The 23,146-nt window shown below is 67.9% G+C and carries 25 protein-coding genes; 15 read left to right on the top strand and 10 right to left on the bottom strand.

Annotation, left to right across the window (positions count from 1 at the left end; translation table 11 throughout):
• The first annotated feature begins 8 nt into the window (after positions 1-8).
• The 4 genes from ACCD11_RS19400 to ACCD11_RS19385 all read left to right on the top strand — a co-directional run bounded on the left by ACCD11_RS19400 (position 9) and on the right by ACCD11_RS19385 (position 2,734).
• Positions 9-338 carry a hypothetical protein gene (locus ACCD11_RS19400; RefSeq protein ID WP_413315096.1) on the top strand — a complete coding sequence of 110 codons (330 nt, stop codon included), beginning with the start codon at positions 9-11 and terminating at the stop codon, positions 336-338.
• A gap of 109 nt (positions 339-447) precedes the next feature.
• Positions 448-1,632, top strand: a complete 1,185-nt coding sequence (locus tag ACCD11_RS19395; protein ID WP_413315095.1) for an acetyl-CoA C-acyltransferase family protein — start codon at positions 448-450, stop codon at positions 1,630-1,632.
• Between the two features lie 16 nt (positions 1,633-1,648).
• Positions 1,649-2,056: an alternative ribosome rescue aminoacyl-tRNA hydrolase ArfB gene (gene arfB, locus ACCD11_RS19390; protein WP_007830835.1), complete on the top strand. Its 408-nt coding sequence runs from the start codon at positions 1,649-1,651 to the stop codon at positions 2,054-2,056.
• Between the two features lie 96 nt (positions 2,057-2,152).
• Positions 2,153-2,734: a DUF3299 domain-containing protein gene (locus ACCD11_RS19385; protein ID WP_413315094.1), complete on the top strand. Its 582-nt coding sequence runs from the start codon at positions 2,153-2,155 to the stop codon at positions 2,732-2,734.
• 21 nt (positions 2,735-2,755) lie between these two features.
• Here the strand turns inward: ACCD11_RS19385 and ACCD11_RS19380 are convergent, their stop codons facing one another.
• The 4 genes from ACCD11_RS19380 to ACCD11_RS19365 all read right to left on the bottom strand — a co-directional run bounded on the left by ACCD11_RS19380 (position 2,756) and on the right by ACCD11_RS19365 (position 7,527).
• Positions 2,756-3,640, bottom strand: a complete 885-nt coding sequence (locus ACCD11_RS19380; protein WP_007830839.1) for a LysR substrate-binding domain-containing protein — start codon at positions 3,638-3,640, stop codon at positions 2,756-2,758.
• A 13-nt stretch (positions 3,641-3,653) separates the two neighbouring features.
• Complete coding sequence (locus tag ACCD11_RS19375; RefSeq protein WP_007830840.1) at positions 3,654-5,372, bottom strand: SulP family inorganic anion transporter; 1,719 nt, start codon at positions 5,370-5,372, stop codon at positions 3,654-3,656.
• 164 nt (positions 5,373-5,536) lie between these two features.
• Positions 5,537-5,980, bottom strand: coding sequence for a DUF2501 domain-containing protein (locus ACCD11_RS19370; protein WP_413315093.1), 444 nt, complete (start codon positions 5,978-5,980; stop codon positions 5,537-5,539).
• Between the two features lie 191 nt (positions 5,981-6,171).
• Positions 6,172-7,527 carry a M20/M25/M40 family metallo-hydrolase gene (locus ACCD11_RS19365; RefSeq protein WP_413315092.1) on the bottom strand — a complete coding sequence of 452 codons (1,356 nt, stop codon included), beginning with the start codon at positions 7,525-7,527 and terminating at the stop codon, positions 6,172-6,174.
• Positions 7,528-7,659: 132 nt separating this feature from the next.
• Between ACCD11_RS19365 and ACCD11_RS19360 the strand changes: the two genes are divergently transcribed.
• On the top strand, positions 7,660-8,547 hold the full coding sequence (locus ACCD11_RS19360; RefSeq protein ID WP_007830845.1) for a LysR substrate-binding domain-containing protein: 888 nt from the start codon (positions 7,660-7,662) through the stop codon (positions 8,545-8,547).
• Here the strand turns inward: ACCD11_RS19360 and ACCD11_RS19355 are convergent.
• From ACCD11_RS19355 to ACCD11_RS19340, 4 genes are all read right to left on the bottom strand, one after another.
• Positions 8,544-9,752, bottom strand: coding sequence for a beta-ketoacyl-[acyl-carrier-protein] synthase family protein (locus ACCD11_RS19355; protein ID WP_413315091.1), 1,209 nt, complete (start codon positions 9,750-9,752; stop codon positions 8,544-8,546). The two genes, ACCD11_RS19360 and ACCD11_RS19355, sit on opposite strands and share 4 nt — an antisense overlap.
• On the bottom strand, positions 9,749-9,991 hold the full coding sequence (locus ACCD11_RS19350) for an acyl carrier protein (RefSeq protein WP_007830850.1): 243 nt from the start codon (positions 9,989-9,991) through the stop codon (positions 9,749-9,751). The genes ACCD11_RS19355 and ACCD11_RS19350 overlap by 4 nt, the downstream gene beginning before the upstream one ends.
• 96 nt (positions 9,992-10,087) lie before the next feature.
• A complete protein-coding gene (locus ACCD11_RS19345; RefSeq protein ID WP_413315090.1) occupies positions 10,088-10,822 on the bottom strand; it encodes a phosphatase PAP2 family protein in 735 nt (244 codons plus the stop codon).
• A 63-nt stretch (positions 10,823-10,885) separates the two neighbouring features.
• Positions 10,886-11,767, bottom strand: coding sequence for an AraC family transcriptional regulator (locus ACCD11_RS19340; RefSeq protein WP_413315089.1), 882 nt, complete (start codon positions 11,765-11,767; stop codon positions 10,886-10,888).
• An 89-nt stretch (positions 11,768-11,856) separates the two neighbouring features.
• Between ACCD11_RS19340 and ACCD11_RS19335 the strand changes: the two genes are divergently transcribed.
• Together ACCD11_RS19335 and ACCD11_RS19330 are read left to right on the top strand one after the other, a co-directional pair.
• Complete coding sequence (locus tag ACCD11_RS19335) at positions 11,857-13,116, top strand: MFS transporter (RefSeq protein ID WP_007830857.1); 1,260 nt, start codon at positions 11,857-11,859, stop codon at positions 13,114-13,116.
• Between the two features lie 43 nt (positions 13,117-13,159).
• The gene (locus ACCD11_RS19330) at positions 13,160-13,912 is read left to right on the top strand and encodes a sulfite exporter TauE/SafE family protein (protein WP_007830858.1); all 753 of its coding nucleotides are present in this window, start codon (positions 13,160-13,162) and stop codon (positions 13,910-13,912) included.
• 21 nt (positions 13,913-13,933) lie between these two features.
• Here ACCD11_RS19330 and ACCD11_RS19325 read toward each other — a convergent pair whose 3' ends face one another.
• Positions 13,934-14,851, bottom strand: coding sequence for an AEC family transporter (locus ACCD11_RS19325; protein ID WP_193386539.1), 918 nt, complete (start codon positions 14,849-14,851; stop codon positions 13,934-13,936).
• Positions 14,852-14,952: 101 nt separating this feature from the next.
• Here ACCD11_RS19325 and ACCD11_RS19320 point away from each other — a divergent pair, with 101 nt between their 5' ends.
• The 6 genes from ACCD11_RS19320 to ACCD11_RS19295 all read left to right on the top strand — a co-directional run bounded on the left by ACCD11_RS19320 (position 14,953) and on the right by ACCD11_RS19295 (position 20,415).
• Positions 14,953-15,927 (top strand): tripartite tricarboxylate transporter substrate binding protein BugE, encoded by a 975-nt coding sequence (locus ACCD11_RS19320; RefSeq protein ID WP_413315088.1) that lies wholly within the window; start codon positions 14,953-14,955, stop codon positions 15,925-15,927.
• A 69-nt stretch (positions 15,928-15,996) separates the two neighbouring features.
• Positions 15,997-16,917 (top strand): site-specific tyrosine recombinase XerD, encoded by a 921-nt coding sequence (gene xerD, locus ACCD11_RS19315; protein ID WP_413315087.1) that lies wholly within the window; start codon positions 15,997-15,999, stop codon positions 16,915-16,917.
• A gap of 168 nt (positions 16,918-17,085) precedes the next feature.
• Positions 17,086-18,078, top strand: a complete 993-nt coding sequence (locus ACCD11_RS19310) for a Bug family tripartite tricarboxylate transporter substrate binding protein (RefSeq protein ID WP_413315086.1) — start codon at positions 17,086-17,088, stop codon at positions 18,076-18,078.
• Between the two features lie 44 nt (positions 18,079-18,122).
• Complete coding sequence (locus ACCD11_RS19305; RefSeq protein WP_413315085.1) at positions 18,123-18,698, top strand: TetR/AcrR family transcriptional regulator; 576 nt, start codon at positions 18,123-18,125, stop codon at positions 18,696-18,698.
• Between the two features lie 95 nt (positions 18,699-18,793).
• The gene (locus ACCD11_RS19300; RefSeq protein WP_413315084.1) at positions 18,794-19,927 is read left to right on the top strand and encodes a thiolase family protein; all 1,134 of its coding nucleotides are present in this window, start codon (positions 18,794-18,796) and stop codon (positions 19,925-19,927) included.
• A 41-nt stretch (positions 19,928-19,968) separates the two neighbouring features.
• Entirely contained in the window at positions 19,969-20,415 is a 447-nt protein-coding gene (locus ACCD11_RS19295; protein ID WP_007830874.1) for a MaoC family dehydratase, read from the top strand.
• Between the two features lie 11 nt (positions 20,416-20,426).
• Here the strand turns inward: ACCD11_RS19295 and ACCD11_RS19290 are convergent, their stop codons facing one another.
• A complete protein-coding gene (locus ACCD11_RS19290) occupies positions 20,427-21,248 on the bottom strand; it encodes a ferritin-like domain-containing protein (protein WP_413315083.1) in 822 nt (273 codons plus the stop codon).
• Between the two features lie 36 nt (positions 21,249-21,284).
• On the opposite strand from ACCD11_RS19290, the gene ACCD11_RS19285 reads away from it, so the two are divergent.
• Both ACCD11_RS19285 and ACCD11_RS19280 read left to right on the top strand, forming a co-directional pair.
• The gene (locus tag ACCD11_RS19285; protein ID WP_413315082.1) at positions 21,285-21,809 is read left to right on the top strand and encodes a gamma carbonic anhydrase family protein; all 525 of its coding nucleotides are present in this window, start codon (positions 21,285-21,287) and stop codon (positions 21,807-21,809) included.
• 30 nt (positions 21,810-21,839) lie between these two features.
• Positions 21,840-22,847, top strand: coding sequence for an Hsp33 family molecular chaperone HslO (locus ACCD11_RS19280; protein ID WP_413315081.1), 1,008 nt, complete (start codon positions 21,840-21,842; stop codon positions 22,845-22,847).
• The last annotated feature ends 299 nt before the right edge of the window (positions 22,848-23,146 follow it).

Raw genomic sequence — 23,146 nt, 5'->3', positions numbered from 1 at the left:
GTCGGATGATGAATTTCATTTTTCGCGTCATTCTTCTGCTTCTGGGACTGGTCTTCGCGGCCAGCCTGGCCGTGGCGGTCATGCTGCTGGCGGCCGTGTGGGGTGTGCGCTACGCCTGGGGGCGTCTCACGGGCAAGCCCGTGACGCCCTGGGTCATGCGTTTCAACCCGCGCTCGGGCTTCGATAAATTTCGCCATGCGGCACCGCCGGCCGAGCCGACGGCCGCCGACGTGGCCAATGCGCGGGCGCGTGGCGAGTCGGTGGAACGCCCGGTGCGCATCCGCGGCAGCGCCGGCGATGTGACCGACGTGGCGCCGAAGCCGGTTTCGCGCGGCTGAGGCCCCGGTGTTCCCGGCGTGACCACCCGTCGCGCCGTTCGCCGTCAGAATCGTCCTCCTGCAGCCGCCGCTGACCGCGGCTTTCGCTTTCATCCAGGAGAGACATTCCATGACCCAACGCGACATCTTCGTGGTCGGCACCGCCCGCACCGCCATCGGCACCTTCGGCGGCTCGTTGAAGGACGTGCCCAACACCCAGCTGGCCACCACCGCCGTCAAGGCCGCCATCGAGCGCAGCGGTGTCGCGGCTGACGCCATCGGCCACGTGGTCATGGGCAACGTGATTCCCACCGACGTGAAGGACGCGTACCTGAGCCGCGTGGCCGCCATCGACGCGGGCTGCCCCATCGAGACGCCGGCCTTCAACGTGAATCGCCTCTGCGGCTCGGGCCTGCAGGCCATCGTGTCGGCGGCCCAGGCCATCGCGCTGGGCGACTGCGACATCGCCATCGGCGGCGGCTCGGAATCGATGAGCCGCGGCCCGTACTTCGACACCTCGGCCCGCTATGGCGCCCGCATGGGCGACGCGGTGCTGGTCGACTACATGCTGGGCATCCTGCACGACCCGTGGGAGAAGATCCACATGGGCATCACCGCCGAGAACGTGGCCGCGCGCTACGGCATCACGCGCGAGCAGATGGACGAACTGGCCGTGACCAGCCAGCAGCGTGCGGCAGCCGCCATCGCGGCGGGCCGCTTCAAGGAGCAGATCGTTCCGGTCGAGGTGAAGACGCGCAAGGGCGTCGTGCTGTTCGACACCGACGAGCACGTGCGCGCCGACACCACCGTCGAGGCGCTGTCGAAGATGAAGCCCGCGTTCAAGAAGGACGGCCTCGTGACCGCCGGCAATGCCTCGGGCATCAACGACGGCGCCGCTGCCGTGGTGCTGGCCGAAGGCGGTCGCGTGAAGGCGCTGGGCCTCAAGCCGCTGGCGCGGCTGGTGGGCTATGCGCATGCGGGCGTCGAGCCCGCGTACATGGGCATCGGCCCCGTGCCGGCCACGCGCAAGGTGCTGGAGCGCACGGGCCTGAAGGTGGGCGACTTCGACGTGATCGAGTCGAACGAAGCCTTCGCGGCGCAGGCCTGCGCCGTCATCAAGGAGCTGGGCTTCGACGCGGCCAAGGTGAACCCGAACGGCTCGGGCATTTCGCTGGGCCACCCGGTGGGCGCGACCGGTGCGATCATCACGACGAAGGCGATTGCCGAGCTGCAACGCACCGGCGGCCGCTATGCACTGGTCACGATGTGCATCGGCGGCGGCCAGGGCATCGCGGCCGTGTTCGAACGCGTTTGAAGGCACACTCGCGCGCATGTTCCACCCACCCCTCCTGATCGACCCCGACGAAGTCGAGATCAGCGCCATCCGGGCGCAGGGCGCGGGCGGGCAGAACGTCAACAAGGTGTCGAGCGCGGTGCACCTGCGCTACGACATCCATGCGAGCTCGCTGCCGGCCGACGTGAAGGAGCGTCTGCTCGCGCTGCGCGACAGCCGCATCACGCAGGAAGGCGTGTTCGTGCTCAAGGCGCAGCAGCACCGCACGCGGGAGATGAACCGCGCCGATGCGCTCACGCGCCTGCAGGCGGTGGTCGACAGCGTGGCCATGCCGCCGCGCGTGCGGCGCGCCACCAAGCCGACCTATGGTTCGAAGCAGCGCCGCCTCGAGGGCAAGAGCCAGCGTTCGCAGATCAAGAGCCTGCGCGGGCCGGTACGCGACTGAGCGCGCATTCGGCCGAATTCGTCTGATCTGAGGCGAATTGAGCGCAAAAGGCCCCGCTTTACGGGGCTGAAACATCTCCCAAGCAGAATCGCGGTCATGAGAAGGTTCTTTTCGCGCGCCGTGTTGGCTGTGCTCCTGCTGGCGCCGGCCGCGGCACTCCTGACCGGCTGCGGTCCGGGGACAGCGGCGATGCAGGGCACGAGCACGGCCGCGGCCCCTGAACTCAAGTGGGAAGAGTTGATTCCCAAGAGCTGGGACCCGACCAGGCGCTACCGCAACATCAGCCTCGAAGCGCTGCGCGACAACGATCCGCGCGCGATCCAGATGCTCGACGAGATGCGTGCAGTCTGGGACAACGCCCCGGTCAACGTGGCGCTCGACGGCAAGGCGGCCAAGCTCGCGGGCTTCGTCGTGCCGCTCGACGCCGCGCAGGACGGCATTCGCGAATTCCTGCTGGTGCCGTATTTCGGCGCCTGCATCCACACCCCGCCGCCGCCCGCCAACCAGATCGTGCACGTGATCGCGCCTGCCGCCGTGAAGGGCCTGCATGCGATGGACACGGTGTACGTCAGCGGCACGCTGAAGGCGGCGCGCTATGCGTCGGCGGACATGGGCGTGAGCGGCTACGAGATCAAGTCGGCGTCCGTGGAGCGCTTCGTCGCGAAGCAGGCGCAGTAAGCAGCGCCGCGGCCCGCGCACTCAGGCCATGCGCTGCGACAGGAAATCCAGGAACGACGTGATGCGTGCCGACAGCTGCGTGTTGCGGTAGTACACCGCGTTGACCGGCTGGCGCACGTCCGCCGTGTCCTTTGCCAGCACCTGCACCAGCGCGCCGCTTGTGCGGTCGGCACCGGTCATGAAGTCCGACAGGCAGACGACGCCCACGCCGGCCAGCGCCAGCTGGCGTAGCGTTTCGCCGCTCGATGCCATCAGCGTCGGCGCGATGTTCCATTCGTCGCCATGCACGCCGCGCAGGGGCCAGCGGTTCAGCGACTCGGGTTGGGTGAAGCCCAGCAGCACGTGTTCGGCGAGGTCGCTTACCTTGCGCGGCTTGCCGTGTGCCTCGAGGTACGCAGGGCTCGCGAGCACGCGCAGGCGGTGCGTGCCGAGCGGGCGCGCATGCAGCGTGGAGTCGCGCAGCGGGCCGATCCGGATCGCGATGTCGGTGCGGCGCTCCAGCAGGTCGATGGGCAGGTCGTCTGTGTCGAGCTCGAGGCTGATCTGCGGGTAGAGCTTTCGAAACTCCGGCACCAGCGGCACGATGGCGTGCAGCATGAAGGGCGAGGCCGCGTTCACGCGCAGGCGCCCGGCCGGCTGCTGGCGGCGCGCGGCCATCTGCTCTTCGGCGTCGTCGATCGCGTCGAGGATGGCGCGCGTGCGCTGCAGGAAGGCCGCGCCTTCCTCCGTGAGTTCGAGCCGCCGCGTCGTGCGGCGCAGCAGCGTGGTGTCGAGCTTCTGTTCGAGCCGGCTCAAGGCGCGGCTGATGCCCGAGACCGTTTGCGCCAACTGTTCGGACGCGGCCGTGATCGAGCCAGTGTCCACCACCGTGCGGAACGCGACCAGTTCTTCGATGGTGGACTTCATGGGCGCTGGCGGGTCAGGCGGCGGCTTCCTGTTCCTCGGACTCGTCGATGCGCGGCATCAGCGCCGCGAGCGCCTCGCCGTCGGTGCGGTAGCTGAACAGCATCGGCCCCGGCGCCAGCAGGCCGGCGCGCTCCAGCACCTGCATCGCGGGCAGCTTGAGGCCGCTCAGGTGCAGGCGGATGCCCTTGGCTTCCATCATCCGGCGGATCGAGCCGAACACTTCGGCGCCGGTGATGTCGATGCGATTGATGGGCTGCGCGAACAGGCACACGTCGGTGAGATCGGGCCGCTCGGCCAGCGCCACCGTGAGCGCGCGTTCGAGCGTGGAGGCCGAGGCGAAGTCGAGTTCGGCGTCCATGCGCAGTGCATAGAGCTGCGGCGCCAGCGGCGGCAGCTTCCAGAGGTTGCGGTCGCGCAGGCTGCCGTCGGGGTGCAGGCCCACCTCGATGATGCGCGGATGCAGGTGGCGGTACATGTAGTGCGCCATGCTCGCGAGCAGGCCACCGAGCACGCCCCAGTAGATGCTCGGTGCGGTCGCGATGGTCAGCACGAAAGTGCCGAAGGCAATGCCGGCCTCGATGCGCGAGATGCGCCACAGCGCCGTGAAACTCGCGGGCTTCACCAGCCCCAGGATGGCCGTGACCACCACCGCCGCCAGCACTGCCTGCGGCACGTGGTACAGCAGCGGCATCAGCCACAGCAGCGCACCGGCTACCACTGCCACGCTGAACAGCGTGGCCCAGCCGGTCTGCGCGCCCGCATAGAGCGTGATGGCCGAGCGCGAGAACGACGAACTGGTGGGAAACCCGCCGGTGAAGCCCGAGGCCAGCTTGGCGAGGCCCTGGCCGATCAGATCCTGGTTTTCGTTCCACAGCGTGCCGGCGCGCGCGTTGTCGACCTTGGCGCTCGACGCGGTTTCGAGGAAGCTCACGAGCGTGATCATCAACGCCGGCAGCACCAGCGCGCTGAAGGTACTCATGGGTAGCAGGCCGGGCCAGTAAAGCGAGGGCAGGCCCGAAGGCAGGCTGCCCACCACCGCACCGCCGCGCAGCGCGTAGTCGACGAGCCAGCTGATGGCGGCCGCGCCGGCCACCAGCGCCATGGTGGTGGGAAAGCGCGGCAGCAGGCGCTTGCCCAGCCACAGCACCGCGATGCTGCCGAGCCCGAAGGCAATGGCCACGAGGTCGGGCAGCGGGCCGCCGCGCAGCACCTGCGCAATGGTCCGCCCCGTGAAGCCCAGCAGCGCCGGCAGCTGCGAGATGGCGATCAGCACCGCCGCGCCTTGCGTGAAGCCGATGAGCACTGGCGAATTGACCAGCCGCAGCAGCCAGCCGAAGCGCCCCGCGCCCAGCACGATCTGGATGGCGCCCGACATCAGCGTGAGCCACACCGCCATCGCCACCCATTCGGCGCTGCCTGCCACCGCCAGCGGCGCGAGCGAGGCTCCGACCAGCAGGCTGGTGAGCGCCGTGGGCCCGACCGACAGCCGCTGCGACGAACTGAACATCACCGCGATCAGCGCGGGGAACAAGGCCGCGTACACCCCCGTCACCAGGGGCATGCCCGCCAGCGCCGCATACGCCACGCCTTGCGGGATCACCATCAGCGCCACAGTGATGCCGGCCATCGCCTCGTTGCGCAGCAGCGCGGCGGAAGGGCGCGGCCAGGCGAAGCAGGGAACCCAGCGAGAGAGGCGCTGGCGCAGGGAAGGAGAGGTTGTAGCCGGATTCATGAATGACGGATGGCACGCGCAACGGCGCTGGAATGCTGCGCTGGCACAGGGAGCTTACGCGGCCAGTCGGGGAATGCCGCGGAACCGGCTTTGCCGGGCCGCTGGCATTGCCCCCGGGGAGGGGGTGTGCGAAGCGACACGCAGTGCGCGAAGCATGGGGGTGTCTAGATGAGCGAGGTCGCGTTCTTGAGCACGTAGTCGCAGGCCTTGGTCTTGACCTTTGACGACAGGAGCTTGAAGTTCAGCGACTTGCCGTCGCCACCTTTCAGCAGGCCCTTGGCGCCGCTCGCGAAGCCGGTCTCCTGCTGCTTCTGACCGGTGATCTTGGCGAGCAGCTTGTCTTTCACCGAGGCCGCGTCGCCGCCCAGGTAGTTGTTCTTGACGCAGTACTGCAGCACACCGGCCGCGTTGCCCACGGTGCTGGAGCCGATGGCGGGCATCTTGAGGCCGAGGTTGCCGAGCGAGGAAGCGCCGCTGCTACCGCCTTGTGGATTGGCACTGACGGCCTCGCCGGCTTTTTCCTTCAACTGGTCGAACAGGTCGTTGGCCTGGGCCGAGGCGCCTGCGGCAAGCAGGGCCAGCGCGATGAGGGTGAAGCGGGCGTGCATGAGGTCCTCCTGTCGGTAAGCATGATGGAAAGCGGCCATCAGCATACCGGAGAGTCCCGGGGGGCGAGGCCCTCGAGGTTCGTGCATCCTTTCGTGAAGCACCGCGGAACCGGCTTCGCCGGGCCGCAGGTGTTGCCCCCGGTAGGGGGTGGTGAAGCGACACGAAGTGCGCGCGAAGCCTGGGAGCGAGCCTAGTTCTTTCGCGGCGGGCGCTTTTCGAGCAAGGGAGCGCTCGTGCCCTGCACGCCGACAAGGCCCAGCACGGTCACCAGCGAGTTCTGTGCACCCTTCCAGCCGTCGGTCACGTCGATCCACTCGGACAGCGCGTGGAAGCCGCCGGTCTTGCCGCCGCCGCCGATGATGATGGCGGGGATGCCCAGCGACATAGGCACGTTCGCGTCGGTGCTCGCGCCGCTCAGCAGCGTCTTGTGGCCGAAGGCGCTGTTCGCGCGCGTGGCGGCCTCGACGATCACGGTGTCCGACTGCGTGCGGCCGCCCGGACGGTCGCCGATGAGCTTGGTGCTCACGCTCAGCGTGTTGACGTTCCAGCGCTTGTTTTCCTCGACCACGGCTTCGTCGATGGCCGCGAGGATCTTCTTTTCGGTCTCCAGCAGCGGTGCCATTTCGTCGGAGCGGATGTCCACCGCCATGCGCGCATCCGGCGCGATGGTGTTGACCGAGGTCCCGCCGCCCACGGTGCCGACGGTGAAGGTCGTCTTCGGGAAGCTCGGCGTGCGGATCTCGGCGATCTTCGCGATGGCGCGGCCCATGCCGTGGATGGCGCTGGGCACCTGGCCGAAGGCGCCGTAACTGTGGCCGCCCGGGCCCTTGAAGCTCACTTCGTAGCGGTGGCTGCCGGTGCCCAGCATCAGCACCGTGCCGTCGGGCGCGGGCTCGAGGCCGACCATACCGTCGATGTCGAGGTTGTCCCGGAAGACGGCCTTGATGCCGCGCAGGTTGCCGAGCTCTTCCTCGCCCACGTTGCCGACGAACAGCAGGTCGCCCACGGTCTGGACCTTGTTGTCGTTGAGCACCTTGAGCCATGACAGCAGCACGGCGAGCCCGCGCGTGTCGTCGGAGATACCGGGCGCGTAGAGCTTGCCGTCGCGCTCCTTCACCTTCACGTCGGTGCCGGCGGGGAACACCGTGTCGAGGTGCGCGGAGATCAGCAGCTTCGGCCCGTTGCCCGTACCCTTGCGCAGGCCGACCACGTTGCCTTCGGCGTCGATCTTCGCGTCCGCCAGGCCGAGGGCCTTCATGCGCGCGAGAAAGGCTTCGGCGCGCTTCTGTTCCTTGAACGGCGGCGCCTCGATCTCGGTGAGCATCTTCAGGTCTTCGACCGAGCGCTCGTGGTCGGCCCTGACCGCGTCGAGCAGCTTCTGGATGGCGGGCGATGCCATCAACTGCGTGTAGGCCTTGTCGACTTCGGGGCGCACCTGCGTCGGCGTGGCCGCGACGGCGCCGGTCTGGGCATGCGCGAGGCCTGCGGCCGTGGAGGCCAGGGCGAGGACGAGCGGGGCGAGGCGAAGTGACATGGGGCGGGGCATGGTCGGGATGTCCTTGGGAGTGAAGCCGGGTTGGCGACGCCGGCGCGGCGTCGCCGACGATTCTTATGGCTGTGTTAGCCACGCGCTCTGGTTTAATCTTTGGCGTTGTCAGTTTTTCTAACGAGGCTCGCCATGCGCCGCCACATCCCCAGCACCCGCGCGCTGCTGATCTTCGACGCGGTGGCGCGCCACCATGGCGTGGGCAAGGCTGCGGAGGAGCTGTGTCTCACGCACAGCGCGGTGAGCCAGCAGCTGCGCCTGCTGGAGTCGCAGATCGGTGTGCGGCTGGTGCAGCGCACGGCGCGCGGCACCGAGCTGACCGAGGCCGGGCGGCGCTATCACGGCCAGGTTTCGGGCGACCTGCTGCGGCTGCAGAACCACACGCTCGAAGCCATGGCGCAGCGTGCCGACGGCCTGCGCCTGCTGGTGGGCGCGGTGCCGGTGCTGGCCGAGGGCTGGCTGACGCCGCGGCTGCCGGAGTTCATCGCCCGGCACCCGGGCTGCAGCCTGCACCTGCAGGTGTTCCCGACGCATCTCTACATGGAGGACATGCCCTTCGACGTGGGCGTGCAGTACGACGATGCGGTCTGGCCCGGCGCGAATGCGCTGCCGTTGATGGGCGAGTCCTGCGTTGCGGTGTGCTCGCCGAAAGCGAAGGGGCGCCCGGCGATGGCGCGCGGTGACTTCCGCTCGGTGCCGTTGCTGCAGCTGCGCACGCGCATGGGCGCGTGGGAGGAATGGTTCGGGCAGACGGCGCATGCGCGGCCGCCTGAGAACCTCGTGGCGGGGCATCGCTTCGATCTGTTCTCTTCGCTCGTTGCCGCAGTGCGTGCCGACCTGGGCGTGGGGCTGGTGCCCGAGTATTTCGTCGAGCGTGAACTGCGCTCGGGCGAACTGCTGCTGGCCTGCCCGCACAGGGCGCCGTCGAGCCGGGGCTACAGCGTGTTCGTGGCGCCGAGCCGCACGGACGATCCGCTGGTCGGCGCTTTCGTGGAATGGCTCTGCGCGGCGGCCGCCTAGGCGCGGCGAAAGAGCAGCACGGAGTTCGTGCCGCCGAAGGCGAACGAATTGCTGATGGCGGCCTCGAGCGAGGGGGCCGCTGATTCGTTCGGCGTCACGAGGTTCAGGCTGCAGTCCGGATCGATCTCGCGGCAGTTTGCATTGGGCGGCAACTGCCGCTGGTGCAGCGCCAGCACGGTGACGAGCGCTTCGATCGCGCCCGCCGCGCCGAGCATGTGGCCGTGCAGCGCCTTGGTCGAGCTCACGCGCAGCGCGTCGAGATGGTCGCCCCACACATCGGCCAGCGCATTGCGCTCGACCACGTCGCCGATGCGCGTGGCCGTGCCGTGTGCATTGCAGTAGCCCACGTCGCGCGGCTGCAGGCCGGCCTGGCGCAGTGCGGCGCGCAGTGCGCGGGCCTGTCCCGGGGCGTCGGGCTTGGTGAGATGGGTGGCGTCGCTGCTCAGGCCCCAGCCGGCCAGCGTGGCGTAGCGGCGGGCACCGCGGGCGCGTGCGCGCTCGGCGGATTCGAGAATCAGGAAGGCCGCGCCCTCGCCGAGCGCGAAGCCGCTGCGGTCGGTGGCGAAGGGCCTCACCGCGCCGGCCGCTTCGCCGGGCTGGAAGGTGGCCAGCGTCTGCATGGCCTGCCAGGCCACGACCACGCCCGGCACGATCAGCGCTTCGCTGCCGCCGGCAATGGCGACGTCGACTTCGCCACGCTGCACGGCCTTGGCCGCTTCGGCGATCGCAGCCGAAGAAGAGGCACAGGCGACGGAGTAGGTGAGCACCGGTCCCTGCACGCCTTGGCGCATCGCCACATGGGCGGCCGGCGCATTGGGCATGAAGGCGGGAATCGTGAGAGGCGACACGCGGCCGTTGCCGCGGTAGGCCGCTTCGAGCGCCGCGGCGCCGCCCATGCCGCAGCCGGCAAAGACGCCCACGCGCTCGGGATCGGTGTCGGCGATGACGAGGCCCGCGTCGCGCATCGCCATGTCGGCAGCGGCCACGGCCAGCTGGCTCACGCGGTCGACGCCTGCGAGCTGCAGCTTGGTGAACCAGCGGGTTTCATCGAAGGCCGCGGTGGCCGCGGCGGCCGGCTTGGGCAGATCCGGAAAGACCGGCTGGATGGCCGAGCGGCCTTGCAGCAGGGCCTGGAACAACGTGTCGGGCTCGCCGCCATGCGGCGCCATGACGCCCAGCCCGGTGACGGCGACCTCGTGGTTCACGCGGTTTTGGCGGCCCGGACCTTGTCGACCAGCAGCGCGAGTTCGGCCAGGGTGTCGATGCTCGCGTCCTCGTCAGGCATGGTGATGCCGAAGTGGTCTTCGATGGCGAACAGAAATTCCGCGAGGGCGAGTGAATCGAGCCCGCCGGTTTCCCGCATCGAAGCGTGTGGGTCGAGCTTCGACGGTTCGATGCCGTACTTCTCGTGGATCAGGTCCTGCAATTCCTTCAGCGAACTCATCGTGCAATGCCTGTCGTCATGTGCCGCTGATCGATTGCCACCCTGTGCGGGTGCCATTGAATCGATCCCTTCCTCGTCGGCCAGTGGTGAGTGTGGTCAGTGAGCGTCGATGATATCCGCTCCCACGCGAGGGACATCCCCTCGCAAACGCGGTTTCGGCCGCCAGCGCAGAGAGGGCAGTGCGAAGGCCATGCCCAGCAGCGCGCCGGCCGCCACGTCAAGCGCCACGTGCTGCTTGACCGCCAGCGTCGAGTAGGCAATGGCGGCGAACCAGGTCCAGTTCAGCACGCGCCACAGGGCCGGCGTGCGCGCTTCGCGCAACACATGCTCGATGCGGATGGCGGTGAAGATGGCCACGGCCACATGCATCGAGGGGCAGGCGTTGCCCGCCGCGTCCACGCCCTGCAGCATCGCGAAGCCAGGGTAGCTTGCGGCGTCGATGGCCATGGGGGGGATCTGGGTCGGCCAGAAGTAGAAGAGGCCCAGGCCCGTGATGCAGAGTGCGCCGATCCACAGTCCGTAGACCACCAGTTCCCGGAACGTGAGCTGCAGGCCCGGCGCGACGCCCACATATACCCAGAGCGAAAGGTATGCGCCCAGCGTGTAGGGCTGGAACGGGACCAGGTGGTCCAGCGGCGTCAGCGGCATCACCGCGATCGGAAAGGCCGGGTTGCGCAGCAGGTGGAAATAGCCGATGAAGAACAGCCACGTGAAAACCGTGGTGCCGACCGCCTTCAGCAGGAAATGGCGGCGGATGCGCAGCCAGATCTCGGCGGTCCAGGTGGGTGGCCCGGCGTCGGGCGCCATGTGCAGAGGGATCGGTGAGTGCATGGTGTTGTCGGCCGCCGATCTTGCCAGAGCGCCATGACGATCCCCCGCAATGCCCCCGCCGTGTCAGGTGGGGGCAGGGCGCTTGCGGTGCTGGAACGAAGTCGGGGAGCGGCCCGTGGCCGCCTTGAACATCGCGCAGAAGGCACTGTCGGTGGCATAGCCGCTGGCGGCAGCCACCTGGCTCACGGCCATGCCGCGTGCCAGCAGCGGCAGCGCATGCGCCATCACGGCCTGCTGGCGCCATTGCTGCCAGCTCATGCCGAGCTGGTCGCGAAACAGGCGCGCCACCGTGCGCTCGCTGGCGCCGATGGTGGCGGCGCGTTCGGCCAGCGTGGCACGGTCGGCCGGGTTGCGCAGCAGCGCCTCGCAAAGCTGGCGCAGGCGCTTGTCGGTGGGCAGCGGCACGTCGATGCGGATCTGCGTGGCGCGCTCCACTTCGTCGATCAGCAGCGGCGCGATCATGCGTTCGCGCTGCGGTGCATGCGGGTCGGACGGCGGCAGGCCGTCGGGCGTGGTGTCGAGCGCGAGCATCAGCGCGCGCAGCAGCGGGCTGATTTCGAGCACCTCGCATTTTTCCCAGGCGGGGGCGATCCAGGCGTGCAGGTAGACGGTGCGCAGCTCGGCGTCCTCGATCAGCGTGATGCTGTGCGGCATGTTGGCCGGCACCCAGAGCGCGCGCGAGGGCGGCACGATGTAGCTGCCGTCCTGCGTGCTCAGGCGGATCACGCCGCGGGTGGAGAAAGTGAGCTGTGGCCACGGATGCTCGTGCAGCTCGACCAGCGTGTCCGCGCTCAGGAAGTGCTCCTTGGCGCGCAGCGGGCGCACCGCGTCCGGCGCGTAGAGGTGCGGCGTGAGAGAGGCGACGCTGGTGATCGGGGCAGGGGCTGCGCCGCGCGGCCTGGCGGGCGCGGTGCTCCTGGAGGTGGATGAGGCGGCGCTTGGCATGGTTTCGACAAATGTTGTCGCTGTATCGCCATTCTGCCGCGTCTCCGGCGCATAGCATCGATCCCTGCCCCGTTTTTTTGTAGCAATCCATGTCTTCCACTTCGTCAACGACCGCCGCTTCTCCTCCCAACACGACCTTGCGCACCGACGCCAAGCTGATCGGACTCGTCGGTCTGGCCCACGCGGTCAGCCATTTCAGCCAGCTCATCCTGGCGCCGCTGTTCCCGTGGCTCAAGGACGCGTTCAACGTGAGCTATGTCGAATTGGGCGCGGTGCTCACGGTGTTCTTCGTGGTTTCGTGCATGGTGCAGGCGGCCTCGGGCTTCATCGTCGACAAGCTGGGCCCGCGGCCGGTGCTGTTCGTCGGATTGGGCGCGCTGGGCCTGGCGGCTTTCGGCTACGCCGCGGCACAGAGCTACTGGATGCTGCTGGTGTGCGCGGTGGTCGGCGGCATCGGCAACGGCGTGTTCCACCCGGTGGACTACACGCTGTTCAACCGCAAGGTCGCGCCGACGCGGCTGGGCCACGCCTACAGCGTGCATGGCATCACCGGCAGCCTGGGCTGGGCGCTGGCGCCGGCCTTCGTCGTGCCGATCGCCATCGCGTACTCGTGGCGCGTGGCGCTGGCCTCGGCGGGTGTCGTGGCGCTCGTGGTGCTGCTGGTGCTGTGGGCGTACCGCAGCGTGCTGTCGCTCGACGCGGCGGCCGTGCACAAGGCCACGGGGCAGGGCGAGCCCGCGCCGGTCGGCGGCGAGTTCGACTTCCTGCGCATTCCTGCTGTGTGGATGTGCTTCGGTTTCTTCTTCTTCTATGCCGCCGTGATCAGCGTGGTGCAGACCTTCGCGCCGGTGGCCGCCGGGCACCTGCATGCGGTGCCGGTGGCGCTGGTGGCGGTGTGCCTCACGGTCTACATGGTCGCTAGCGCGGCGGGCATGGTGGTAGGGGGCTTCCTGGCTTCCGATCCGTCGCGCTGCGAGCGCATCGTGGGTGCGGGCTTCGGCATTGCGGCCGCACTGGCGCTGGTGCTGGCGTTTGCGAGCTTTCCGCCGATCGTGGTGCCGGTGCTGTTCGGCGCCATGGGTTTTGTCTCGGGCGTCGCCGGGCCGTCGCGCGACCTGCTGGTGAAGAGGTCGACGCCGCCCAATGCGACGGGGCGCGTCTACGGCGTGGTGTATGCGGGGCTCGACATCGGGCAGGCCCTGGCGCCGCTGGTGTTCGGGCGGCTGATGGACCATGGGCAGTACACGAGCGTGATCGTGGGGCTGGCGCTGGTGCAGGGGGTGCTGATTGCCAGCGCGTTCAATGTGCGCCGCGTGCGGCGTACCGTGCTGGTGCCGGTCTCGGCCTGAGCCGCGCTCTCTTGGTTGAAGTGCGGTCGATATCATCGGCCGCATGCAAGCCTTGTACGTCTACGTGATCGCCGGAGCCGTGCTGGCGGGCTTCGTGCAGGGCCTGTCGGGCTTCGCGTTCGGGCTGGTGGCGATGTCGGTCTGGGCGTGGACGCTGGAGCCGCAGCTCGCGGCAGTGCTTGCGCTTTTCGGGGCGCTCACGGGGCAGGTGATCGCGGCAGTGACCGTGCGGCGTTCTTTCGACAGGAACATTCTCTGGCCGTTCGTGTTGGGCGGGCTGGTGGGAGTGCCGTTCGGTGTCTGGCTGCTGCCGCACCTCGACCTTGTCGTTTTCAAGCTGTGCCTCGGCGTGCTGCTGGTGCTGTGGTGCCCGGCGATGCTGATGTCGCAGCATCTGCCGAAGGTTTCGTTCGGTGGGCGTGCGGCTGATGGAGTGGCCGGCGCCATCGGTGGTGCGATGGCGGGCATCGGTGGGTTCTCGGGGGCCATACCCACGCTCTGGTGCACGCTGCGCGGCTTTCAGCGCGACACGCAGCGCGCAGTGATCCAGAACTTCAATCTGTCGATGCTGATGGTGGCGTTTGCCGTGCATGTGTTCAGCGGGAGCATCGAGCGCTCCGTGGTGCCGCTGCTGGGCCTGGTCGCGTTGGCCGTCGCGGTGCCGGTTCTGCTCGGTGCGCGGCTGTATATCGGGATCAGCGAGGTGGCGTTCCGCAAGCTGGTGCTCGGGTTGCTGACAGCTTCGGGAGTGGCCATGCTGGCTTCGTCCGTGCCCGCCCTGTTGCAGCGGGGATAAGCCTGTGCTCGGGGAAGGTACTCACCGGGGCAGCGCCAGGGCAAACGGCAGGCTCACGACACCCAGCAAGGTGGACAGCGTCACCAGCCCCGCCACATAGGGCCCGTTGTAGCCCATGCGCGCAGCCAGCACATAAGCGCTCGAAGCCGTAGGTACAGCCGAAAAAGCCATCAGCACCGAAGCCTGGGTCGCATCCAGCCGCAATGCCAGCGCCAGCCCCCATGCAACCAGCGGCAGCAGCAGATGCCGTATCGCCAGCACCGAAGTGGCCAGCACCTTGCCTGCCCCCAGCGTGGAGAACTTCATTCCCGCCCCTGCGGCCAGCAGTCCCAATGCCAGCGATGCAGCCCCGATGCGCGTCAGCGTCGGCGTCGCCCATGTCGGCACGGCAAGGCCCAGCACATTCGCGAGCAGGCCGGCCACCGTTGCGACGATCAGCGGGTTGCGCACGAGCTGCCGCACGAATCCGGTCTGCGCATGCCGTGTCATCGGCCACACGGCTGCGATGTTGAAGATGGGCACGCAAACGCCGATGAGCACCGCGATCAGCAGCAGGCCTTCAGACCCCGCCAGCCGCTCCGCCAGCGCAAGGCAGATGAACGAGTTGAAGCGGAAGGCAATCTGTGCGCTGGCCGCGTGGTCGCGCCGGTCGATGTGCGTGCGCAGGCCCGGAACGAAGGGCAGGGCGTAGGCCAACGCGATGCCGCAGACACCGACGCCGACGCCCGCCGTGAGCAGGCTCGACGTGGCACCAAAATCCAGCGGACTGCGCACGATCGAGTGGAACAGCAGCACGGGAAAAAGAAAGTAGTAAACCAGGCTCTCGACCTGGTCCCACACGCGGCGGTCGAGGGCGGTGTAGCGGCACAGGAGCCAACCGATGGCGATGAGGGAGAAGTCGGGGAAAAGCAGCTGAGCGTAATTCACCGCTTCGAGGATAAACCCGCTTGACCATGGGTAATCCACAGCACGAGGACTGCCCCTGAGCCGCTAGCATCCGGGCTTCGTTTTTCGACATCAATCAGATCAAGGAGTTTTCGATGCAACGTCGTCAATGGAGCACGCTGGTGGGAGCTGCGGCACTGGTCGCGGTGGCGGGCCAGAGCTTTGCACAGGGCTATCCGAACAAGCCTGTCGAGCTGAGCGTTCCGTTCGCACCGGGCGGCACGACGGACATCGTGGCGCGCGTGATCTCCGACCCGCTGGGCAAGGTGCTCGGCCAGCCGGTGGTGGTGATCAACCGCGCCGGTGGCGGCGGCATCGTCGGCGCGGCCGAAACGGCGCGCGCGACGCCCGACGGCTACAAGCTCGGCGTTGCCACGGTGTCGAGCACGGCGGCCAACCCGGCCATCAACCCCAAGGTGCCGTACGACCCGATCAACGACTTCACGCCGATCATCAACATCGCGGCCACGCCGAACATCATCGCGGTCAACCCGAGCTTCCCCGCCAAGAACTACGCCGAGTTCGTGGCCGAGATCAAGAAGAATCCCGGCAAGTATTCGTACGCCTCGTCGGGCACGGGCGGTATCGGCCACCTGCTGATGGAGCTGTACAAGAGCCTGACCAACACCTTCATCACGCACATCCCGTACCGCGGCGCGGGTCCGGCGCTGAACGACGTGGTGGCCGGCCAGGTGCCGATCATGTTCGATAACATCCCCTCGGCCATGCCCTTCATCACCAGCGGCCGGCTGGTCCCGATCGTGGTGTCGGCACCGCAGCGCCTGGCCGCGCTGCCGAACGTGCCGACCTTCAAGGAAGTGGGCCTGGAGCCGGTGAATCGCATGGCCTACTACGGCATCCTCGGCCCGAAGGGCCTGCCGAAGGAAGTGGTCGACAAGATCAGCGCCGGCGTGAAGAAGGCGGTGGAAGAACCGGCCGTGCGCAAGCGCATCGAGGACACGGGCTCGCTGATCGTCGCCAACACGCCGGAGCAGTTCGCCGCGCAGATCAAGGCCGAGTACGAGGTCTACAAGCAGGTCGTGAAGAAGCAGAACCTGAAGCTCGACTGAAGATTTTTTTCCCGCACCCCGAAGCCGCCCGCATGCCGGGCGGCTTTTTCTTTTGTTATCTTGCACGGCATGACCGAGGCCTCTCCGCAGATACAGACGCAGACATCCGATATCGACGACTTCATCGACACGCTCTGGCTGGAAGACGGCCTGTCGAAGAACACGCTGGCCGCCTACCGCCGCGATCTCGCGCTGTTCGCGCAGTGGCTCGATGCGCAGCGCAACGGTGCCGGGCTCGATGCCGCGAAAGAGACCGACCTGCAAGCCTACATGGGTGCACGCCTGTCGACCAAGGGCAAGGCCACTTCGGCCAACCGCCGGCTCACGGTGTTCAAGCGCTACTACCGTTGGGCGCTGCGCGAGCGCCGTGTCGTGGCGGACCCGAGCATCCGGCTTGCGCCAGCGCGGCAGATGCCGCGCGCCATCAAGACGCTGTCGGAAAAACAGGTCGACGACCTGCTGGCCGCGCCCGACGTCGAATCGCCGCTCGGCCTGCGTGACCGCGCGATGCTCGAGCTGATGTACGCGAGCGGCCTGCGCGTGAGTGAACTGGTGGCGCTCAAGGCCATCGACATGAGCCTCAACGACGGCGTGCTGCGTGTGCTGGGCAAAGGCAACAAGGAACGGCTCGTGCCCTTCGGCGGTGAGGCGCGGCGCTGGATCGAGCGCTATCTCGAGGAGTCGCGCCCCCTCATCCTCGACGGGCAACAGACGTCCGACCTGTTCGTGACCGCACGCGGCGCCGGCATGACGCGCGTGATGTTCTGGATCATCGTGAAGAAGCACGCCACCGCGGCGGGCATCCACGTGCCGCTGTCGCCGCACACGCTGCGCCATGCCTTTGCCACGCACCTGCTGAACCACGGGGTCGACCTGCGCGCGGTGCAGTTGCTGCTGGGCCATGCCGACATCTCGACCACCACCATCTACACCCACGTGGCGCGCGAGCGGCTGAAGCAATTGCACGCGCAGCATCATCCGCGCGGCTGAGCGCACCACACAAGCCCGCGGCCCGGCAATGCGATGACGCTGGCGCGCCTGCTTCAACATCGCTGATTCGCCAGGGCCGACAATGCGGTGGAAAGGTCCAGGCTCATTCGCGAGCGCAAGCCGCCGCTGGACCGATGCAACCCACGTAGACGATCGACAGGAATCCCCATGAATTTCCTCGCTTCCTCGAAGCCTTCGCACCGCACGGCAACCCGGCTCCTCGCAGCCGCGGCACTGTGCGCTGCCTCGGGTGCGCACGCACAGGCCATTCCCAAGACGGTGCGCCTCATCGTGGCGTACCCCGCGGGCGGCGTCAGCGACGTCGTTGCGCGTGCGCTCGGCGACAGGCTCGCGGCGCAACTGGGCGTCACGGTGATCGTCGACAACCGGGCCGGCGCGAGCGGCGCCATCGGCATGGACGCCGTCGCCAAGGCCGCGCCCGATGGCGCGACGCTGGGCTTCTCGGCGATCAGCCCGCTGGTGCTGAGCCCGCACCTCGGCAAGCTGCCCTTCGATCCATTGAAGGACATCGCGCCGGTGGCGAGCGTGATGTATTCGCCGGTGCTGCTGATCGCCACGCCGGCCAGCAAGGCGAAGGATTTCCGCGCGCTCATCGCCGATGCGAAGGTGCAGCCGGGCGCGCTGCGCTGGGCCACGTCGGGGCCGGCTTCGCTGGGTCATATCGTGCTGGAGCAGTTGCGCTCGGCGGCGGGGGTCGACATCACGCACGTGCCGTACAAGGGCGGCGGCCAGCAGCTGAACGACGCCATCGGCGGGCAGTTCGAGATTCTCTCGACCAATGCGAGTCCGACGCTCACGTCCCACATCCAGTCGGGCAAGCTGCGTCCGCTGGCCGTCGGTGCGCCGGCGCGGCTCGAGAGCCTGCCCCAGGTGCCCACGCTGGGCGAACTGGGCTACAGCGCGGCGAACATCAATTCGCTGTTCGGCGTCTTCGCACCCGCGGCCACGCCGCCCGCGCTGATTGCCAGGTACAACGCCGAGATCAACAAGGCCCTGGCCAGCGCCGAGCTGCGCGCCAGGCTCGCGGCCACCGACAACGTGCCGACCGGCGGCACTTCGGCTGCGTTTGCGAAAGAGATCGCCAGCGAGTTCGAAAGCAACGGCCGCATCATCAAGGCCGCGGCCATCAAGGCGGATTGACCCTGCTGATTGCGGCTTGAAATTCCCTACCTTATAGTTGGTAGATGACCTCCGCCACAGCCCTTGTCACCGGCAGCACCCGCGAGCAGATCCTCGCGGTGGCGCGCGGCTTCATCGAAACGCGTTCCTACCTGGGCTTCAGCTTCCAGGATGTGGCCGACGCGGTCGGCGTTCGCAAGGCCAGCCTGTACCACCACTTTCCGACCAAGGAGGCGCTGGGCATCGCGGTGATCCGCGGGGCCACGCAGAGCTTCAAGGACTGGGACGCGGGCCGGGCGCGCGAGCCCAAGGACGCGCTCGAATCGTATTTCCGCATGTACCGCAACACGCTGAAGGCGGGATCGGGCATGTGTCCAGCGGGAGCATTGGCGCCCGGATGGGGCGTGATCAACGACGAACTGCGCCAGGCCGTGCAGGAACTGCGCAATACGCAGGTGACGTGGCTCACCGGGGTGCTGGGCGCACTGATGCCGGCGCGAAAGAAGGGCACCTCGGTCGCTTCGCTGGCCGCCTATGTGTTTTCCGTCTGTCAGGGCGCGCTGCTGTCGGCGCGCATGACGGGCCGCGTGGACGACTTCGATGAAGCCATCGCGCAACTCAGGAGTTCATTGCCGGGCTGACCGCCCGGCCCAACGCGGGCACGCCACGGCGTGCTTATTTTTTGACCTCAATGCCTACCGATTGGATGGTAGTTTAAATTTGCTGGAGAACCTTCATGAAAGCCGTCATTTCCGCCTACGCCCGTTCCCCTTTCCATTTCTCGAAGAAGGGCTCCCTCGCCGAGGTGCGGCCCGACACGCTGGCTGCCGGCGTGGTGCGCGGCCTGCTGCAGCGCACGGACCTCGACCCTGCGCTGCTCGAAGACCTGATCCTCGGCTGCGCGTACCCTGAAGCCTCGCAGGGCAACAACCTCGCGCGCATCGTCGGGCTGCTGGCCGGCCTGCCGCACGAAGTGGGCGGCATGACGGTGAACCGCTTCTGCGGCTCGTCGATGCAGGCCGTGCACATTGCTGCCGCGCAGATCGAGGCAGGCATGGGCGAGGCCTTTTTGTGCGTCGGCGTGGAGTCGATGACGATGGTGCCGCAGGGCGGCTTCAACTTCTCGCCCAACCCCGAGCTGAAGGAGGGCACCGATGCCTATATCTCGATGGGCGAGACGGCCGAGAACGTGGCGCAGCGCTGGAGCGTGAGCCGTGCCGACCAGGAAGCCTTCGCGGTGGAATCGCACCGCAAGGCGGCCGAAGCGCGCTCGCAAGGCCGGCTGGCGGGCGAGATCGTGCCGGTGCGCCTCGTCTCCGGCGACATCGTCGATGCCGATGGCTGCATCCGGCCGACCACCTCGGCCGAGGCGCTGGCGAACCTCAAGCCCGCGTTCCGCCCAGACGGCGTGGTGACGGCCGGCACCTCGTCGCCGCTGACCGATGGCGCTGCTGCGGTGCTCGTCACCAGTGACGCCTTCGCCGCGAAGCACGGCCTGCAGGCGCTGGCGCGCATCAGGTCGTTCGCGACCGTGGGCGTCGATCCTGCCATCATGGGCATCGGTCCCATCCCCGCGACCCGCAAGGCACTGGCGCGCGCCGGCCTGAGCGCAGCCGACCTCGACGTGATCGAGATCAACGAGGCGTTCTCGTCGCAGGCGCTGGCCTGCATCCGCGACCTGGGCCTCGACCCCGCGAAGATCAACCTCGACGGCGGCGGCTTGTCCATCGGCCATCCGCTCGGCGCGACCGGCGCACGCATCACGGGCAAGGCGGCGTCGCTGCTGGTGCGCGAGAAGGGCCGCTTTGCGCTGGCCACGCAATGCATCGGCGGTGGGCAGGGCATCGCGACCATCCTCGAGCGCGTCTGATCGTCCGAGAATGGGAAGTCCGTCACAACGAGGAGACCCCCATGGCCAAGCTGTACCTTGAAGACCTGAAGGTCGGTGACCGTTTCCAGAGCGGCGAACACCTGCTCGACGTGGCACAGATCAAGGCCTTCGCGCAGCAGTTCGACCCGCAGCCCTTCCACACCGACGAAGAGGCCGCAAAGAGCACCTTCTTCGGCGGCCTTGCGGCAAGCGGCTGGCACACGGCCGCGCTCACGATGAAGCTGCTGGTCGACAGTGGCATTCCCTTGGCGGACGGCATCATCGGTTCGGGCGGCGAACTGCAATGGCCCAAGCCGACGCGACCCGGCGACGTGCTGCATGTGGTGAGCGAAGTGCTCGACATCACGCCTTCGCGCTCCAAGCCCGGCCGGGCGATGGTGACGATGCGCTGCCAGACGCGCAACCAGCACGGCGAGGTGCTCCAATACTTCACGCCGAAGCTGGTGGTGCACGCGCGGCCGGCATAGGCCACGGGCCTTCAGCGCTTGTCCGGGTGCGCCGTCGCCGAGAGCTGGCGCAATTCCTCGGTGCTGAACCCCGCCCGCCTGCGCGCTTCGAGGTTGAAAGGCGGCTTGTGCCGCGGCGCGTCGTAGCGCGCCACCAGCGCGGGGTAGGTCGCTTCGGCATCGAGGCCCGCGCCGTCGCACAGCCAGCGGTACCAGTGGTTGCCGATGGCCACGTGGCCCACTTCGTCGCGCAGGATGACGTCGAGGATCTCGACCGCGCGCAGCGCATCGGGTGTGTTCACGCGCTTCAGCTTGGCCTGGATCAGCGGCGTGGCATCGAGCCCGCGCGCTTCGAGCGTGCGCGGCACCAGCGCCATGCGCGCGAGCACGTCGTCCTTCGTTTTCTCGCACATGTTCCAGAGCCCGTCGTGGCCGGGGAAGTCGCCGTAGCGATACCCCATGTCCTGCAGGTGCGCATGCAGCAGCGTGAAGTGCAATGCTTCTTCGTCGGCCACGCGCAGCCAGTCGCGGTAGTAGGCCTCGGGCATCCCGTCGTAGCGCCACACCGCGTCGAGCGCGAGGTTGATCGCGTTGAACTCGATGTGGCAGATCGAATGGATCAGCGCGGCCCGGCCCTCGGGCGTGAAGGGCGAGCGTTTCTGCACGGCGGTGGCGGCCACGCGCAGCGGCCGTTCGGGGCGGCCCGGCACGCCGAGATCGTCGCCCTCGGTGCGGATCGGCGCAGTTGCTATGGAATCGGTAGCGGCCAGCGCAACGGTAGCGCGTGTTGCAGCCACCTTTTGTTCAGGATCGGTCAGTCGCAGCGCGGCCAGCGCGCTCAATCGGGGGTGCATCCCTACAATTCTAGTTTTTGCCCCGGAGACTCCACGATGGCCCTCTATGAACTCGACGGCGTTGCGCCGCAACTCGGTACCGGCGCGTGGGTTGCCGACAGTGCGGAGGTCATCGGCGACGTGCGGCTGGGCGCCAACGCCAGCATCTGGTTCGGCGCCGTGCTGCGCGGCGACAACGAGACCATGACCATCGGACGCAACAGCAACGTGCAGGACATGTCGACGCTGCATTCCGATCCCGGCAGCCCGCTGACCATCGGCGAGAACGTCACCATCGGCCACCAGGTCATGCTGCACGGCTGCACCATCGGCGACAACTCGCTGATCGGGATCCAGGCGGTGGTCTTGAATAACGCGAAGATCGGCCGCAACTCGATCGTTGGCGCCGGCAGCGTCGTGACCGAGGGCAAGGAGTTTCCCGACAACTCGCTGATCTTCGGTTCGCCCGCCAAGGTCATGCGCACGATCAGCGACGAAGACGTCGCCCGCTTGCGCCACGGTGCCGAGCACTATGTGAAAAACGCCGTTCGCTATGCGAAGGGCCTGAAGAAAATCGCCTGATCCACAGGCCCAGCAGAAAGAAGATCCGTTTTGAGCGAGCTGCACAAATTCCTGTTCGATGGCCTGCCGGTGCGCGGCATGATCGTGCGCCTGACAGATGCGTGGCAGGAGATCCTGGCGCGGCGCGCCTCCAACACCGCCACCGGGGCCTATCCGCCGCCCGTGGCCGAGCTGCTGGGCGAAATGACGGCCGCGGCCACGCTGATGCAGTCCAACATCAAGTTCAACGGCGCGCTGATCCTGCAGATCTTCGGCGACGGTCCCGTGAAGGTCGCAGTGGCCGAGGCCAAGCCCGACCTGAGCCTGCGCGCCACCGCCAAGGTGATCGGCGAGCTCCCGGCCGATGCGCACCTGCCCGACATGGTCAACGTGAACAACAAGGGCCGCTGCGCCATCACGCTCGACCCCAAGGACAAGCTGCCGGGCGCCACGCCGTACCAGGGCGTGGTGCCGCTTTTTGGCGACGGCGGCGAGAAGCTGGGCAAGCTCAGCGACGTGCTGCAGCACTACATGCTGCAGAGCGAGCAGCTCGACACCACGCTGGTGCTCGCGGCCGACGACAAGGTCGCGGCCGGCCTGCTGATCCAGCGCCTGCCGGTGAAGGGCGAGGGCAACCTCGAAGGCACTTCCGGCACCTCGGACAAAGACCACGACCAGGCCAACGAAGACCAGATCGGCCGCAACGAGGACTACAACCGAATCTCGATCCTCGCCTCGAGCCTGACGCGCGACGAACTGCTCACGCTCGACGTCGAGACCATCCTGCGCCGCCTGTTCTGGGAAGAAAAGTTGCTGCGCTTCGAGCCGCAGGCCGGCCTGCAAGGCCCGCATTTCGCGTGCACCTGCGGGCGCGAGCGCGTGGCGCAGATGATTCGCGGGCTGGGCGCGGAGGAGGCCGAAAGCATCCTCGCGGAGCGCGGCGACATCGAGGTGGGCTGCGACTTCTGCGGCAAGCAGTACCGCTTCGACGCGATCGATGCGGCACAGCTGTTCACGCCGCTCGGCGACCAGATCCCGGGCAGCCCGGTCGTCCAGTAAGCGACGGCTGGCCATTCTGGCCAGCGCAGCACCTTGACCGTCGCGGCAAGGTGCTCGTCGGAACGCATTCCGCGGTTCCGAAGGCCACGCACCGACAACGCTCGCGAACGCCGTCTGCGAGCCCCGCCGTCGGCTGGGCCGACGCGACCGATTTCTTTCCATCCTGCGGATCCCCGCCATTGCGACACAGGTCGCTCAGGGCAAACCCGAGCTTGCCGTGCGCTGCGGCATGGCACACATTATGCAAATGGATTTGCGAATTTGAAGTTACTGCAAATTCAATTGCACCAATTCGGTGA

It is taken from the genome of Variovorax sp. Varisp36 (assembly GCF_047304235.1).
Taxonomy (GTDB): domain Bacteria; phylum Pseudomonadota; class Gammaproteobacteria; order Burkholderiales; family Burkholderiaceae_C; genus Variovorax.
Note: the sequence above shows the minus strand (reverse complement) of the source record. Positions and strands in the feature narration are given on the sequence as shown.

Bases quoted from the DNA above. Each gene is read 5' to 3' on its own strand.
- ACCD11_RS19330 (WP_007830858.1), top strand. From the start codon at position 13,160: ATGCAAGCCTTGTACGTCTACGTGATCGCCGGAGCCGTGCTGGCGGGC.
- xerD (WP_413315087.1), top strand. From the start codon at position 15,997: ATGACCGAGGCCTCTCCGCAGATACAGACGCAGACATCCGATATCGAC.
- ACCD11_RS19340 (WP_413315089.1), bottom strand. From the start codon at position 11,767: ATGCCAAGCGCCGCCTCATCCACCTCCAGGAGCACCGCGCCCGCCAGG.
- ACCD11_RS19335 (WP_007830857.1), top strand. From the start codon at position 11,857: ATGTCTTCCACTTCGTCAACGACCGCCGCTTCTCCTCCCAACACGACC.
- ACCD11_RS19365 (WP_413315092.1), bottom strand. From the start codon at position 7,527: ATGCCCCGCCCCATGTCACTTCGCCTCGCCCCGCTCGTCCTCGCCCTG.
- ACCD11_RS19290 (WP_413315083.1), bottom strand. From the start codon at position 21,248: ATGCACCCCCGATTGAGCGCGCTGGCCGCGCTGCGACTGACCGATCCT.
- ACCD11_RS19300 (WP_413315084.1), top strand. From the start codon at position 18,794: ATGAAAGCCGTCATTTCCGCCTACGCCCGTTCCCCTTTCCATTTCTCG.
- ACCD11_RS19320 (WP_413315088.1), top strand. From the start codon at position 14,953: ATGCAACGTCGTCAATGGAGCACGCTGGTGGGAGCTGCGGCACTGGTC.
- ACCD11_RS19350 (WP_007830850.1), bottom strand. From the start codon at position 9,991: ATGAGTTCGCTGAAGGAATTGCAGGACCTGATCCACGAGAAGTACGGC.
- ACCD11_RS19400 (WP_413315096.1), top strand. From the start codon at position 9: ATGAATTTCATTTTTCGCGTCATTCTTCTGCTTCTGGGACTGGTCTTC.
- ACCD11_RS19285 (WP_413315082.1), top strand. From the start codon at position 21,285: ATGGCCCTCTATGAACTCGACGGCGTTGCGCCGCAACTCGGTACCGGC.
- ACCD11_RS19295 (WP_007830874.1), top strand. From the start codon at position 19,969: ATGGCCAAGCTGTACCTTGAAGACCTGAAGGTCGGTGACCGTTTCCAG.
- ACCD11_RS19385 (WP_413315094.1), top strand. From the start codon at position 2,153: ATGAGAAGGTTCTTTTCGCGCGCCGTGTTGGCTGTGCTCCTGCTGGCG.
- ACCD11_RS19395 (WP_413315095.1), top strand. From the start codon at position 448: ATGACCCAACGCGACATCTTCGTGGTCGGCACCGCCCGCACCGCCATC.
- ACCD11_RS19345 (WP_413315090.1), bottom strand. From the start codon at position 10,822: ATGCACTCACCGATCCCTCTGCACATGGCGCCCGACGCCGGGCCACCC.
- ACCD11_RS19360 (WP_007830845.1), top strand. From the start codon at position 7,660: ATGCGCCGCCACATCCCCAGCACCCGCGCGCTGCTGATCTTCGACGCG.
- ACCD11_RS19380 (WP_007830839.1), bottom strand. From the start codon at position 3,640: ATGAAGTCCACCATCGAAGAACTGGTCGCGTTCCGCACGGTGGTGGAC.
- ACCD11_RS19375 (WP_007830840.1), bottom strand. From the start codon at position 5,372: ATGAATCCGGCTACAACCTCTCCTTCCCTGCGCCAGCGCCTCTCTCGC.
- arfB (WP_007830835.1), top strand. From the start codon at position 1,649: ATGTTCCACCCACCCCTCCTGATCGACCCCGACGAAGTCGAGATCAGC.
- ACCD11_RS19305 (WP_413315085.1), top strand. From the start codon at position 18,123: ATGACCTCCGCCACAGCCCTTGTCACCGGCAGCACCCGCGAGCAGATC.
- ACCD11_RS19370 (WP_413315093.1), bottom strand. From the start codon at position 5,980: ATGCACGCCCGCTTCACCCTCATCGCGCTGGCCCTGCTTGCCGCAGGC.
- ACCD11_RS19310 (WP_413315086.1), top strand. From the start codon at position 17,086: ATGAATTTCCTCGCTTCCTCGAAGCCTTCGCACCGCACGGCAACCCGG.